The sequence below is a fragment of the Halopseudomonas oceani genome, from assembly GCF_963677335.1.
Classification (GTDB): domain Bacteria; phylum Pseudomonadota; class Gammaproteobacteria; order Pseudomonadales; family Pseudomonadaceae; genus Halopseudomonas; species Halopseudomonas oceani.
Genome location: NZ_OY781932.1, coordinates 430,998 through 443,367, shown reverse-complemented (window position 1 = coordinate 443,367; position 12,370 = coordinate 430,998). Strand labels below are relative to the sequence as shown.

Genomic DNA, 12,370 nt, shown 5'->3' with positions numbered 1-12,370 from the left:
TCTTTCTCAAGCTGGGTTTAGTGCCAGGGAAAGATGCTTGAGGTTAGCCGAGAAAATTTACCAATCTTGCACAGCATCCATGCCTCCGGACGGGCCGCTACAATAGCGGTGATTTGATAGTGCTACTGCACGGCGCGTTTGCCAACCATGAATACGGCTAGAGGCTTGCTCAAGTAGCGCGGCGCTGCCGCGCAAATACGAACGTGGCGCATGCACGGACCCTATCCCCGTTTACGCGGGCGAGTAGCGCAGATTTATCGGGAAAAAGAGTCGCAGCATGTTTGAGGAGCACAGCGACGAGTTCTGCGACTCCCCGATAAATCGAGCAACGCAGCGAACCCGCAGGGCCGCGTAGCCGGGTGCCCGGGGGGATCGCCAAGGGGGGCCGGGCAAGCGGCCCCCCTTGGCTCGCCGGAGAAGGCGAAAGGCGGGTTGCCAGGCGGCATGAATGGTTAGCAGCGGTGCGGTGCTGTAGGCGGCGCGGGCACGGCATGCCGTGCCCCTACGGGGGGTGAAGCAGTCTGGAGCCGGCGCAGAGCGCCCTATCGGGGCATTCCCCACGCGGAGTATGGGGACGATCAATAAATACGAACGTGGCGTATGCACGGACCCAATCCCCGTTTACGCGGGCGAGTAGCGCAGGGCTGGCGGGAAAAGGAGCGGCAGCCTGTTTGAGGCTCGCAGAGCCGAGTTCTGCCGATCCCCGTCAGACCGGGCAACGCAGCGAACCCGAAGGGCCGCGTAGCCGGGTGCCCGGGGGGATCGCCAAGGGGGGCCGGGCAAGCGGCGCCCTTTGGCTCGCCGGAGAAGGTGAAAGGCGGGTTAGATACCGGCGCAGAGGTTGAGCAGCGGTGCGGGAATGGTGGTCGCACGGGCACGGCATGCCGTGCCGCTACGGGGGGTGAAGCAGTCTGGAATGGACGCGGAGCGTGGGAACGATCAAAACCAAACCGTCATTCCCGCGCAGGCGGGAATCCAGCCATGCGCGGTCATGCGCGGTGTGTATTGAGCCGATTGGATCCCCGCCTGCGCGGGGATGACGATGCCTGCGCGGGAACGATCAACGTAAGGTCGTGGCGCGGCGTTGCCGGGACCACGGGCACAGCATGCTGTGCCCCTTGTATGTTGACTGTGGTTCCTGTGACCATGGTCCCCGACTGATCATCGGGCGGCAGGTGACAGGCCGGTGTGCCCCTGAAGCCTCAAGAGCTTGGTTCGTAGATGGGCCGTCACCTGCCAACACACTCAGACAGTTCGAACGGTATCTGGTGCCGGCGCTGAGCGCCTGAGCACGTATTCGCAAGGTAGAACAGAGTGTGGTGACGATCGCCTGTCAACAGAGCCGGAGGCCCCATGACCTGCGTTATCGGAATCGACATTGCCAAGCACACCTTCGACATCGCCAAGCCGCTGGAGCGCGATAAATACCGCACCAAAGCCAAACTGGCGAACTCCCCCGAAGGCTTCAAGCAATTTGACCAATGGTTAGAGAAGCATGCTGAGCCACATTGCTGGGTGCTGATGGAGGCAACGAGCGTGTACCACGAAGCGCTGGCGACGCATCTGCATCAGCAGGGCTATCAGGTCTGTGTCATCAACCCTGCACGCATCGCCAAATATGCGCAAAGCGAGCTGCGCCGGGTTAAAACAGACAAGACCGACGCCAAATTGATCGCCCGCTACGCACAGCGCCATCTGGAAGAACTGCGTCCTTGGGAGCCCGAGCCAGAGAGCATCCGTCAGCTACGCGGCCTGGTGCGTCGGCTTGCCGACCTGAAGGAGTTGGCGCAGATGGAGCGCAACCGTCTGGACGTCAGCGCAGAATCAGCCCAAGCCTCCATCCGCATTCATCTGGAGCACCTGGACGGCCAGATAGCCTTAATCAACACCGCTATCAACGACCACATCGACAATGACCCGGACCTACGAGAGCAAAAGCGGCTAATGAAGAGCATTGATGGTGTCAGTGATGGCACCACCGCCACGCTGCTGGCAGAGCTGGGCAGCCCTCTGCGATTCGACAGCGCAAGACAGCTGGCAGCGTTCTGTGGTCTGAATCCACGTTTGCAGGAATCTGGGATATACCGAGGCAAGTCGACCATCTCGCGCACCGGGTCAGGCCGATTGCGCGCAGCGCTATACATGCCAGCGCTGTCGGCGATGGCCTACAACCCGGTCATCAAAGCGATGAAAGTGAGGCTGGCTGAACGCGGTAAAACTGGTCGGTTGGCCGTCTGCGCGGCCATGCGTAAGCTGCTGCACATCATCTACGGCGTACTGAAATCAGGTCAGCCGTTCGACCCGATCAGAGCACTTGCACGCTGATCGGGAAGACGGTATCTACGATGGTTCCACCCGATGCTCATAGGTCGCATTCAACCGCGCCGTCAGGTAGTCCGCACAGCTAATCGGCTCGTACTTCGGCGCTTCACCTGGAATCACGTCGCGCGGGTCGACGATGGAGTCGGGGTTCACTTCCAGGAAGAAGGCGATGGAGTAGCGTTCCTGCTCTGGCGGGCGGACGCGGTGTGGGGTGGAGATGTAGGTGTCGTTGCTCCAGCGCATCAGGCAGTCGCCGATGTTGCAGACGAAGGCGCCCGGTACGTGCGGAGCGTCGATCCATTGGCCCTGACGGGTCAGTACCTGCAGGCCGGCAACCTTGTCGGTGGCCAGCAAGGTAATGTTGCCGTAGTCGGTGTGAGCACCGGCGCCGCCGTCTTCGCGGTCGATCTGACCGGCGCTGGCGGGGTAGCGGAGCATACGCAGGGTGGCGATGGGGCTGCTCAGGTGTGCGTCGAAGAAGGTCTCCGGCAGGCCCAGGTCGATGGCAAAACCCTTGTGGATCAGGCGGCCGAGGTTCAGACAGCCGTCAAAGTAGCCGAGCATGGCTTCACGCCAGCCATCGAGCGGTGGCCAGAAGTTGACCCCGCGGAAGGGTTTGCCGGCCAGTACATCCGGGTGATCGGCCGGGAAGTCGGTGCCGATGTTGAAGGCTTCCTTCATGTCGGCGCCAGCTTCCGGGTTGAGTTTTTCGTCGGCCATGGCGACGTAGCCGCGGTTGTGTGGCGACTTCTTGATCGACATTTCCTGCTTGGTTTCCAGCGGCAGCTCGAACACCCGCTTGGAGTTGGCGAACGCGCCAGCCATGACCTCTTCCGGGATGCCGTGGTCGATGGCGTAGAAGAAGCCGATTTCACGGCAGGCAACGCCCAGCTGGCGGGCGGTTTCGGCACGGACGGCTGGGTCTTCGCTGTTCAGGCCAGCGACGGAGATAAGGGGCAGTGATTGCATGTGATGACTCCTGACTGCGTGTGTGCAGTCGCTTAAACCATTGACGTACGCAGGTGCGTGATATCGCGACACTGCTGGAAAAGTGCGAGGCCATGCTGCTGGGCTTCAGTGATAACCGTTTGTTCGCTCACCTGGGTGGCGCGGCCGTTGGCGATCAGTTGCCGCCCATCAACCCAGACCGCGGCGACGTTGCGGGCGTCGGCGGCAAAGACCAGATTCCACAGCAAATTGCCGCCGGCTGCATTGATCTCAGTCGGTGTCAGGTTGGGTTGCGCCAGATCGAGCAGCAGCAGGTCGGCCTGCTTGCCGACTTCCAGCGAGCCGATACGGTCGCCGAGGCCCAGGGCGCGGGCACCGTTGATGGTCGCCATGCGCAGGATCTGGTCGGCCGGCAGCACGGTGGCGTCCAGCCGGGTGGCCTTCTGGATCAGCGAGGCGAACTTCATTTCCTCAAACAGGCTGAGGCTGTTGTTGCACACCGGGCCGTCGGTGCCGAGGCCGACGGTGATGCCGGCGGCGAGCATTTCCGGCACCCGGGCGACGCCGCTGGCGAGCTTGGCGTTGCTGATCGGGCAGTGGCTGATGGCGGTGCCGGTGTCGGCGATGCGCTTGATCTCGTCGTCGTTGAGCCACACGCAGTGGGCGATCAGGGTGCGTTCACCAAGGATGCCGTAGTGATCGAGCTGAGCAATTGAGCGACGGCCGAAGTGTGCCTTGACCGCGTCGTCCTCTTCCTTCTGCTCGCAGGCGTGGGTGTGGATGCCAACGCCGTATTCGGCCTGGCATTCCAGCGCTTCGCGGTAGGCGTCGGCGGTGCAGTAGAACAGGTGTTCCAGCCCCATCCAGACCTGTATGCGGCCGTTCTGGCTGCCGTGGTGGCTGTGGATCAGCGCGCGGTTTTCGGCGCGGGTGGCGAAGAAGTCCTTGCCGGGTTCGTCGGCCACGTAAGGCGCCAGATTGACCCGCAGACCGATCTCGCCAGCGGCATCGGCGCAGCGGTGCATGAAGCGGTACATGTCCATCACGCAGGTGGTGCCGCTTTTCAGCGCTTCCAGATAGCACAGACGTGCCGAGTGGAAGGCGTACTCCTCGGTCAGGGCGCGGTGTTCCAGCTGGTAGTAGGGCAGCCATTCCATCAACTGCATGTTCTCGGTCACGCCGCGCATCAGGCTGGAGTGTGAGTGGGCGTCGATCAGCCCCGGCAGCAGCGCGTGGCCGCTGGCGTCGATCACCGGCATGCCGGGCGGGATGATCACCTCGTCGCTGGGGCCGACGGCGCTGATGCGTCCGTTATCGACGATCAGGGTGCCGCGTGGGATGACGCGGTTGTCTGGGTCAACGGTAAAGATGGCTGCATCGCGCAGCGCAAAATGGTTCATATGTACCTCATAGCAATCTGAACCGGGTTAGCGGTTCCGGACACTGTGACGGCACGGCGGGCACGGAATGCATCAGCGTGGCTGATGGTTTCCTCAGAGGCTGTCCGAGCGGAGCACAAGGGGTTGGTTAAGGGTTACTTCATCGCAATTGTTACCTGCACCACGGCGGTCGACGATCAGATAATCGGCGTCCGCAGTGACTGGCAGCAGGGGTGCATGCCAGGTTCCGGCATGGTAACTGATGCCCTGGTCGCCTGGCACGTAGAACGCGCGCACGGCGGATTCATCAAAGTCGCCGGGGGCGGCGACCACAGCATAAAACGCCGTGCCGTTGAGCGGCACAAAGGCCTGACTGCCCAGCGGATGGCGTTCCATCAGACTGATTTCAAGCGGCTCAAGCGGCTGGCCGCGGAAGATCGAGAGAATGCCTTCGGCACCCTCGCCCAGCAACTGCACCATACCGAGCGCGTGGAAGCGCTGGGTCCGGCCGTTGTTGATCGGAAAGCTGTCGGCGCCGACCGTGGAGATCACATCGCCGAAGGGGGCGAAGGCTTCGCGGGTCAGCGGCTCGACGGTCAGTACCCGTGGGCTGCTCATGCGACCGGCTTGCCGAACAGGCGCAGGCGACTGACGCCGCCATCAGGGATGATATTGAAGCGAATGTGCGTGATCGGGCCGAGATCGTTCAGTTCGCTGAACTGGTGGATGGCGTCGGCGGTCAGCGGCTGCTCGTCCATCAGGGTGTGCCAGAACATGCTCTGGGTGATCAGGCTCTTGGTGGTGCCCTGCTCTACGCAGGCGGCCTGGATCGAGCAGCGTGCCGGGAAGTTGCCCTTGAAGTGCGCGGTATCGACTTCGACCCGCTCGATCACACCCTTGTGGCCGAGGGTGAGGATGCACCAGTCGTTGCCGGGTTCGCGGCGGCGGCGGGTTTCCCAGCCATCGCCCATGTCGGTGCCACGACCGGGGCGCAGCAGCTTGCGCGGCTCGCCGTAGTGGGCGTCGCTCCAGGCCACCTGATTGCCGCCGTTTTCCAGCGCGATCAGGTTGATGGTCTGGCTGCTGTCGAGGTTCGACCAGTCGCAGTGCGGGGTGCCGTAGACGCGCAGGCGGGCGACGCCGCCGTCCGGGTACAGGTGCAGACGCAGGTGGGTCCAGACCTGATCGGAGTGCAGTTCGTGGAAGTGGTGGGCGTCGCCGCCCAGTTCCACGGCAGACAGCAGCTCGGTCCAGGCGCTGTCGTTGGTCGGCTCGGCGTCCGGGCTGTAGCAGGCTTCCAGCGAGACGGCCGGGGCGAAGTTGCCGGTGAAGAAGCTGGTGTCGAAGTCGACGCCCTGCAGGGTGCCGGCCAGCGCCAGTTTGATGATCGCGGTGTCGTGGCCGGTGGTGCGGCGGCGGCGGGTTTCCCAGCCGTCCATCCACTTGCCGTTGTCGTCGTACAGGCCGGGGTAAAACGCCGCCGGTTCCGGATTGAGCATGCGGACGCCGGGAGCAAAGAACTGGTCGGTCGCCCAGAGGAATTCGGCTCCGAGGCTGGCGTCGGCCAGGTTCAGGCCGGTTTTGGTAAACGCCGGGCCGTCGACGGCCGGGGCGATGATGGCGGTGCTCATGGTTAATCCTTGGCAGGCTGGTAAGGGTGCGTCTGTTTCCAGTGCCGCGCGATGTCGATGCGGCGGGTGATCCAGACCTGGTCGTGGCTCTGGATATGATCAAGGAAGCGTTGCAGCGCGCGGAAGCGGCCGGGGCGGCCGACCAGGCGGCAGTGCAGGCCGATCGACAGCATCTTGGGCGTTTCCGCGCCTTCGGCGTAGAGCACGTCGAAGGCATCCTTGAGGTACTGGAAAAACTGCTCGCCGCTGTTGAAGCCGCCGGCGATGGCAAAGCGCATGTCGTTGGTGTCTAGCGCGTAGGGCACCACCAGGTGCGGCTGCGGGCCGGTGCCGGCGTCCACCGTGGTCCAGAACGGCAGGTCGTCGCCGTAGTAGTCGCTGTCGTACTCGAAGCCACCGGCCTCGACCACCAGCCGGCGGGTATTCGGGCTGTCGCGGCCGGTGTACCAGCCGAGCGGTGGCTGGCCGGTGAGCGCGGTGTGCAGCTCGATGGCCTGCTGCATGTGCTCGCGCTCGCGGGCTTCGCTCATGTCCTGATAGTGAATCCAGCGCAGGCCGTGGCAGGCGATCTCGTGGCCGTCTTCGATAAAGGCGCGAACCATGTCGGGGTGGCGCTGCAGGGCCATGCTGACGCCAAACACGGTCAGCGGCAGGCCGCGCTGGCGGAACTCGCGGAGGATGCGCCAGGCACCGGCGCGCGAGCCGTATTCGTAGAGTGACTCCATGCTCATGTGGCGGTCGGCAAAGGCCTGCGCGCCGATGATGTCGCTGAGGAAGACTTCCGAGTGACTGTCGCCGTGCAGCACACAGTTCTCGCCGCCCTCTTCGTAGTTCAGCACGAACTGCACGGCGATGCGTGCCTGCGCCGGCCAGTTGGCCTTGGGCGGCTCGGCACCGTAGCCGATCAGATCACGCGGGTAGTGCGAATGGCTCATTTCTTGGGTACCTCGAGGCCGCAGCCGCGAAGAATGATGTCGGTAAGGAAGTCGGCCACGCGGTCGAAGTCCTGCTTTTCGTATTCGGCCTTGTTTTCGACCATCAGCACCTGCACCTGGAAGTCGGCGTAGTGCTGGGTTGAAGACCAGATCAGGAAAATCAGCTGCACCGGGTCGACCGGAGCCATGCGGCCCTGATCAATCCATTGCTGCATGACCCCGGCGCGGCCGCGCACCCATTCGCGCATGTTGGTGCGCAGGTGGGTCATCAGGAAAGGGGCGCCCTGGATGATTTCCATGGCAAACAGACGGGAGGCCAGCGGATACAGGCGGGCCATATCGACCTTGGCGCGGATAAAGCTGGCCAGCGCCTCGGCGGGGTCGTCGTCGACGGTCACGCTGGAGAACACCGCGTTCCAGCGCGCAAGAATATCGTCGAACATGGCTGCGTAGATCTTCTTCTTGTTGCTGAAGTAGTACAGCACGTTCGATTTGGGCAGTTCGGCCCGTTCGGCAATGTTCTGAATGGTGGCACCGCGAAAGCCGTGCAGGGCAAATTCCTGTTCGGCGGCGGCCAAAATGATTTCGTGGTTACGCTCGCGGATGCGACCGGGTCGGTAGGTCTTGGATGTATTTTTGGTTGTCATCTGTTCCATCGCCTTTACACCAGTGCGGGGGTTCGACCATGACGGCCGAACCCCCATTGCCGTGATCAGAAGTGGAATTTCACCAGCGCACTGACCGCGTTTTCGGTTTCCATTACATCGTCGTTCAGACCGTACTTGTTGTTCCAGTACGAGTATTCGATACCTGCGTAGAGTACGCCCGGCTTGCCACGGTAGTTACCCAGGTCCAGCTTCAGCTGCGGGTTGAAGTGGAAGTCGGACTTGTGATCGTCTTCCGCTGTGGACCAGTCGATGTAACCGTCGAACAGGATACGGGTGCTGCCAAATTCCATCGCTTTGCCCCAGACGACGGTGGTTTGATAATCGTTAGAGGTCTCGCTGTTGTCCACGTAGTAGAAACGGGTGCCGAAGTACATGAAGCCCGGCATGTTCCAGTCGATACCCGGACCAACCATGTAGTTGTTGACGTTGGTGCCGCCGCCAAATTCGTACTGAGCGGACAGGGTGTAGTCCTTGATCAGACCACCACCCAGTTGGCTGCCAGTCAGCCAGCTCAGGCTCAGGTTAGGCGCGAATTCACCGTACAGATCGTCAGAGTCGGTATCTTTTCCGTGACCCTGGTTACGGTCTACGAAGAAGAAGGTGCTGCCCCAATCGTGGCCGCTGGCATTCTCGAAGGTGAAGAACGTCTGGGACGTCTTCTTGCCAGCGCCGTCGAAGTTAACGCGTGCGTAGTCATCGCTGTACAGAACAGTAATGCTGGAGTCGGAGAAATACTTCTCAGCGTGTGCTGCCGGTACAAAGGCGCCTGCGATGCAAGCGGCGATCAGCGTTTTTTGCAGTGTGCTCATATTCAATGCTTCCTGGAATCAGTGATTTAGTTTTGATTGGCATAGTGGGTGCTCAAGTTATTTGCTCGGCCTATAGGGTTGGCCGATTGATAGGGGTGTGTTGAGGCGGGTCCGCGCGGGATTCCACGACAACAGCACCAGAACGATAATGGTGACGACATAGGGCAGCATGGCCAGCAGCTCGGTCGAGCTGTTCCAGCCGAGCCCCTGCAGCACCAGGTGCAAGATGCTGGCGGCGCCGAACAGGTAGGCGCCGAGCAGCACACGCTCGGGTTTCCAGGTGGCGAATACCACCAGGGCCAGCGCGATCCAGCCGCGTCCGGCAGTCATGTTCTCGGTCCACATCGGGGTGTAAGCCAGCGACAGGTAGGCACCGGCCAGGCCGGCCATGGCACCACCAAAGGCGACCGCCATGTAGCGTACCGGCAGCACCCGTAGACCGTTGGCGTTGGCGGCTTCCGGTGACTCGCCGACGGCGCGCAGAATCAGCCCGGCGCGGCTGTACTTGAGGAAGCAGAACACCAGTACGAAGATCAGCAGCGAGGCGTAGACCAGCAGGTCCTGGTTGAACAGCACCTGGCCGATGACCGGGATGTCTGACAGCAGCGGAATGGCGAGTTTGTCGAAACCGTCGATCGACTGGCCGACAAAGCCGCTGCCGACAAACGAGCTCAGGCCAATGCCGAAGATGGTCAGCGCCAGACCGGCGGCATATTGGTTAGCCGCCAGGGTGATAGCCATCAGCGCAAACAGCATGGACATCAGCACGCCACCGAGTATCGCGGCAAGCACGCCCATACTCAGGCTGCCGGTCGAGGTGGCGGCGATAAAGCCGATCACCGCGCCCATCAGCATCATGCCTTCCTGACCGAGGTTGAGAACGCCAGAGCGCTCGCAGACCAGCTCACCGAGGGCGACCAGCAGCAGCGGGGTGCCAGCGACCACGGTCGCGGCGAGTACGTTGGTAATCAGTACGCTGTCCATATCAGGCCTCCCCTGCTACGGCCTTGGGGGCCCGACGAATGCGAATGCGGTAATGGATGAAGGCGTCACAGGTCAGCAGGTAGAACAGCAGCAGCCCCTGGAACAGCCCGGTGATGGCCTTGGGCAGGGCCATGGCAATCTGCAGCATTTCGCCACCCATAAAGGTCAGTGCCAGCAGCGCGGCTGCCAGCACGATGCCGACTGCCTGCATGCGCCCAAGGAATACCACGATGATCGCGGTGTAGCCGTAGCCGGGCGATACCTGCGGCACCAGCTGGCCGAGCGGGCCGGTGACTTCCGACGCGCCGGCCAGACCAGCCAGTGCACCGGATGCCATAAATGCCAGCAGGGTCAGGCGCTTGGCCGGGAAGCCGGCGAAGGCGGCGGCGCGTTCGTCCTGCCCGAGCACCTTGAGCTGGAAGCCGATAAAGGTGCGGGCGAACAGCACGCCGACTGCGACCGCTGCCAGCAGACCGAACAGCAGACCGATGTGCAGGCGGGTGTCCGGGATCAGCCTGGGCAGCAGCGCGGAGGCAGAGAACATCTCCGACTGCGGGAAGCCGAAACCGTACGGGTCCTTCAGCGGGCCGTGAACCGCGTACAGCAGCAGGTTCAGGGCGATGTAGTTGAGCATGATGGTGGTGAGGATCTCGTTGCAGTGGAACTGCGTTTTCAACAGTCCCGCCAGCAGTGCCCAGACCGCACCGGCCACCATGCCGGCGATCAGCACCAGCGGCAGCACCCAGGGGCCACTTTGGCCGCCCAGTTGCAGGGCCGCCACGCTGGCCCACAGCGCGCCCATCAGGAAGTGCCCTTCGGCACCGATGTTCCACAGCTTGGCCCGGTAGCAGATGGTCAGGCCGGCGGCGCAGAGCAGCAGCGGTGCCATCTTCAGGCCCAGTTCGGCCCAGCCGTGTTTGTCACTCAGCGGGGTCAGGAAGAAGAAGGTCAGACCTTCTACCGGGTCCTTGCCGAGGGCCATGAAGATGCCCATGCCGGTGATGATGGTGAGGATCAGTGCCAGCAACGGGGAAGCCCATTGCATGGCGCGGGAGTCGACGGCGCGACGCTCAAGCGACAGCATGGGAAACCTCCGAAGGTGCGGCGCTGGGGAAATCACCCGCCATCCACTGGCCGAGTTGTTCAATGGTCAGGTCGCTGGTGTTGACCAGCGGTGACAGCCGACCGGCGCAGATCGCGCCCATGCGGCCACAGAGCTGGAACAGTTCGTCCAGGTCCTCCGAGATCAGCAGCACCGCAGCGCCTTCGTCACGCAGCCGCACCAGCGCCTCATGGATGGCAACCGCCGAGCCAACGTCAACGCCCCAGGTCGGGTGCGAGGCGACCAGCAGCTTGGGTTGCTGCATGGCTTCACGGCCGATGATGAATTTCTGCAGGTTGCCGCCGGACAGGCTGGTAGCGTGGCTGTCGATACTGGCGGTGCGTACGCCGAAGGCCTCGACGATGCGGCTGGCGTAGTCGCGTACCTTGTTCAGCGCGACCCAGCCCTTGCTCACCATGCCTTCGCCATAGGCGGTCAGCAGGCTGTTGTCGACCAGCGACATGGACGGCACCGCGCCGCGGCCGAGGCGTTCTTCCGGCACCACCGCGACGCCGAGGCGGCGGCGCAGGCCCGGCTTGGCTTGACCGATGGCCACGCCGCTGAGGGTGATGCTGGCGTTGCTGACCAGCGCCTCGCCCGACAGGGCGCGCAGCAGTTCGTCCTGACCGTTACCGGCGACGCCGGCGATGCCGACAATCTCGCCCGAGCGCAGGCTCATGCACAGATCCTGCAGGCTGGTGCCGAAGGGGTCGCTGGTGCGGTAGTTCAGGTGGCTGACGTCCAGCAACACCTCACCGGGCGCGCGCGGTTCAACGCGGGTCGATAGCGGAGTTTCATTGCCGACCATCATGCGGGCGATGTCGTCGGTGCTCACCTCGCCCGGGTTGCACTCACCGGTTACCCGGCCCTGGCGCAGCACGGTGGCCCGGTGGCACAGGTCGCGCACTTCCTGCAGCTTGTGGCTGATGAACAGAATGCTGCAGCCCTCGTGCGACAGCTGGCGCAGGGTGCGGAACAGGGTTTCGACCTCCTGCGGCGTCAGCACCGAGGTTGGCTCGTCTAGAATCAGTAGAGAGCTTTCCTGAATCAGGCAACGCACGATCTCGACCCGCTGGCGCTCGCCAATCGACAGGGTGTTGACGTAGCGGCGCGGATCCAGCGCCATGCCGTAATGCTCGGAGACTTCGCTGATGCGGGCTTCCAGCTTGCGCCGGTCGCGGGCTTGGTCGGCCGGCAGGCTGAGCGCGATGTTCTCGGCAACGGTCAGGGTCTCGAACAGGGAAAAATGCTGGAACACCATGCCGATACCCAGTTCGCGGGCATGGGCCGGACCCTGCAGGGTCAACGGGTGGCCATTCCAGGTGATGCTGCCGGCGTCGGGCTGGATGACGCCGTAGATGATCTTCATCAGAGTGCTCTTGCCGGCGCCATTCTCGCCGAGCAGGGCATGGATTTCGCCTGCGTTGACTGTGAGCTGGACGCCGTCATTCGCCCGGCATCCCGGGTACTCCTTGACGATGTGTTCCAGCTTCAGGCGTTCTGCGGTTGCCATTCAGTTTCCTCTATAGGCGCTTTGCCGGCGATTTAAGGTGACCGGCCGGGCAACGCCCTATTTAATAACTGACCAATCA

Annotated in this window: 11 protein-coding genes; 1 reads left to right on the top strand and 10 read right to left on the bottom strand. The window is 62.9% G+C overall.

The features are described from left to right. The first annotated feature begins 1,353 nt into the window (after nucleotides 1-1,353). Nucleotides 1,354-2,325, top strand: coding sequence for an IS110 family RNA-guided transposase (locus ACKPCU_RS01975; RefSeq protein WP_321349466.1), 972 nt, complete (start codon nucleotides 1,354-1,356; stop codon nucleotides 2,323-2,325). A gap of 15 nt (nucleotides 2,326-2,340) precedes the next feature. Here the strand turns inward: ACKPCU_RS01975 and ACKPCU_RS01970 are convergent, their stop codons facing one another. The 10 genes from ACKPCU_RS01970 to ACKPCU_RS01925 form a co-directional block, all read right to left on the bottom strand. After that, nucleotides 2,341-3,291: an isopenicillin N synthase family dioxygenase gene (locus tag ACKPCU_RS01970; RefSeq protein WP_321349465.1), complete on the bottom strand. Its 951-nt coding sequence runs from the start codon at nucleotides 3,289-3,291 to the stop codon at nucleotides 2,341-2,343. A gap of 32 nt (nucleotides 3,292-3,323) precedes the next feature. Continuing rightward, nucleotides 3,324-4,670, bottom strand: a complete 1,347-nt coding sequence (locus tag ACKPCU_RS01965; RefSeq protein WP_321349462.1) for an amidohydrolase family protein — start codon at nucleotides 4,668-4,670, stop codon at nucleotides 3,324-3,326. 93 nt (nucleotides 4,671-4,763) lie between these two features. Next, nucleotides 4,764-5,267, bottom strand: a complete 504-nt coding sequence (locus ACKPCU_RS01960) for an ureidoglycolate lyase (RefSeq protein WP_321349460.1) — start codon at nucleotides 5,265-5,267, stop codon at nucleotides 4,764-4,766. Continuing rightward, nucleotides 5,264-6,280: an allantoicase gene (gene alc, locus ACKPCU_RS01955; RefSeq protein ID WP_321349458.1), complete on the bottom strand. Its 1,017-nt coding sequence runs from the start codon at nucleotides 6,278-6,280 to the stop codon at nucleotides 5,264-5,266. The genes ACKPCU_RS01960 and alc overlap by 4 nt, the downstream gene beginning before the upstream one ends. A gap of 2 nt (nucleotides 6,281-6,282) precedes the next feature. Beyond that, the gene (puuE, locus tag ACKPCU_RS01950) at nucleotides 6,283-7,215 is read right to left on the bottom strand and encodes an allantoinase PuuE (RefSeq protein WP_321349456.1); all 933 of its coding nucleotides are present in this window, start codon (nucleotides 7,213-7,215) and stop codon (nucleotides 6,283-6,285) included. Continuing rightward, nucleotides 7,212-7,862 (bottom strand): TetR/AcrR family transcriptional regulator, encoded by a 651-nt coding sequence (locus ACKPCU_RS01945; protein ID WP_170063116.1) that lies wholly within the window; start codon nucleotides 7,860-7,862, stop codon nucleotides 7,212-7,214. The genes puuE and ACKPCU_RS01945 overlap by 4 nt, the downstream gene beginning before the upstream one ends. Nucleotides 7,863-7,927: 65 nt before the next feature. Then, nucleotides 7,928-8,692: a hypothetical protein gene (locus tag ACKPCU_RS01940; RefSeq protein ID WP_104739808.1), complete on the bottom strand. Its 765-nt coding sequence runs from the start codon at nucleotides 8,690-8,692 to the stop codon at nucleotides 7,928-7,930. Between the two features lie 57 nt (nucleotides 8,693-8,749). Further along, nucleotides 8,750-9,676, bottom strand: a complete 927-nt coding sequence (locus ACKPCU_RS01935) for an ABC transporter permease (RefSeq protein WP_104739807.1) — start codon at nucleotides 9,674-9,676, stop codon at nucleotides 8,750-8,752. Nucleotide 9,677: 1 nt separating this feature from the next. Then, complete coding sequence (locus ACKPCU_RS01930) at nucleotides 9,678-10,760, bottom strand: ABC transporter permease (protein WP_104739806.1); 1,083 nt, start codon at nucleotides 10,758-10,760, stop codon at nucleotides 9,678-9,680. Beyond that, nucleotides 10,747-12,291 (bottom strand): ABC transporter ATP-binding protein, encoded by a 1,545-nt coding sequence (locus tag ACKPCU_RS01925; protein ID WP_321349449.1) that lies wholly within the window; start codon nucleotides 12,289-12,291, stop codon nucleotides 10,747-10,749. The genes ACKPCU_RS01930 and ACKPCU_RS01925 overlap by 14 nt, the downstream gene beginning before the upstream one ends. Nucleotides 12,292-12,370 lie beyond the last annotated feature (79 nt).

Coding starts and splice junctions, on each gene's coding strand:
- ACKPCU_RS01940 (WP_104739808.1), bottom strand. CDS start 8,692: ATGAGCACACTGCAAAAAACGCTGATCGCCGCTTGCATCGCAGGCGCC.
- ACKPCU_RS01935 (WP_104739807.1), bottom strand. CDS start 9,676: ATGGACAGCGTACTGATTACCAACGTACTCGCCGCGACCGTGGTCGCT.
- ACKPCU_RS01960 (WP_321349460.1), bottom strand. CDS start 5,267: ATGAGCAGCCCACGGGTACTGACCGTCGAGCCGCTGACCCGCGAAGCC.
- ACKPCU_RS01930 (WP_104739806.1), bottom strand. CDS start 10,760: ATGCTGTCGCTTGAGCGTCGCGCCGTCGACTCCCGCGCCATGCAATGG.
- ACKPCU_RS01970 (WP_321349465.1), bottom strand. CDS start 3,291: ATGCAATCACTGCCCCTTATCTCCGTCGCTGGCCTGAACAGCGAAGAC.
- ACKPCU_RS01975 (WP_321349466.1), top strand. CDS start 1,354: ATGACCTGCGTTATCGGAATCGACATTGCCAAGCACACCTTCGACATC.
- ACKPCU_RS01965 (WP_321349462.1), bottom strand. CDS start 4,670: ATGAACCATTTTGCGCTGCGCGATGCAGCCATCTTTACCGTTGACCCA.
- puuE (WP_321349456.1), bottom strand. CDS start 7,215: ATGAGCCATTCGCACTACCCGCGTGATCTGATCGGCTACGGTGCCGAG.
- alc (WP_321349458.1), bottom strand. CDS start 6,280: ATGAGCACCGCCATCATCGCCCCGGCCGTCGACGGCCCGGCGTTTACC.
- ACKPCU_RS01925 (WP_321349449.1), bottom strand. CDS start 12,291: ATGGCAACCGCAGAACGCCTGAAGCTGGAACACATCGTCAAGGAGTAC.
- ACKPCU_RS01945 (WP_170063116.1), bottom strand. CDS start 7,862: ATGACAACCAAAAATACATCCAAGACCTACCGACCCGGTCGCATCCGC.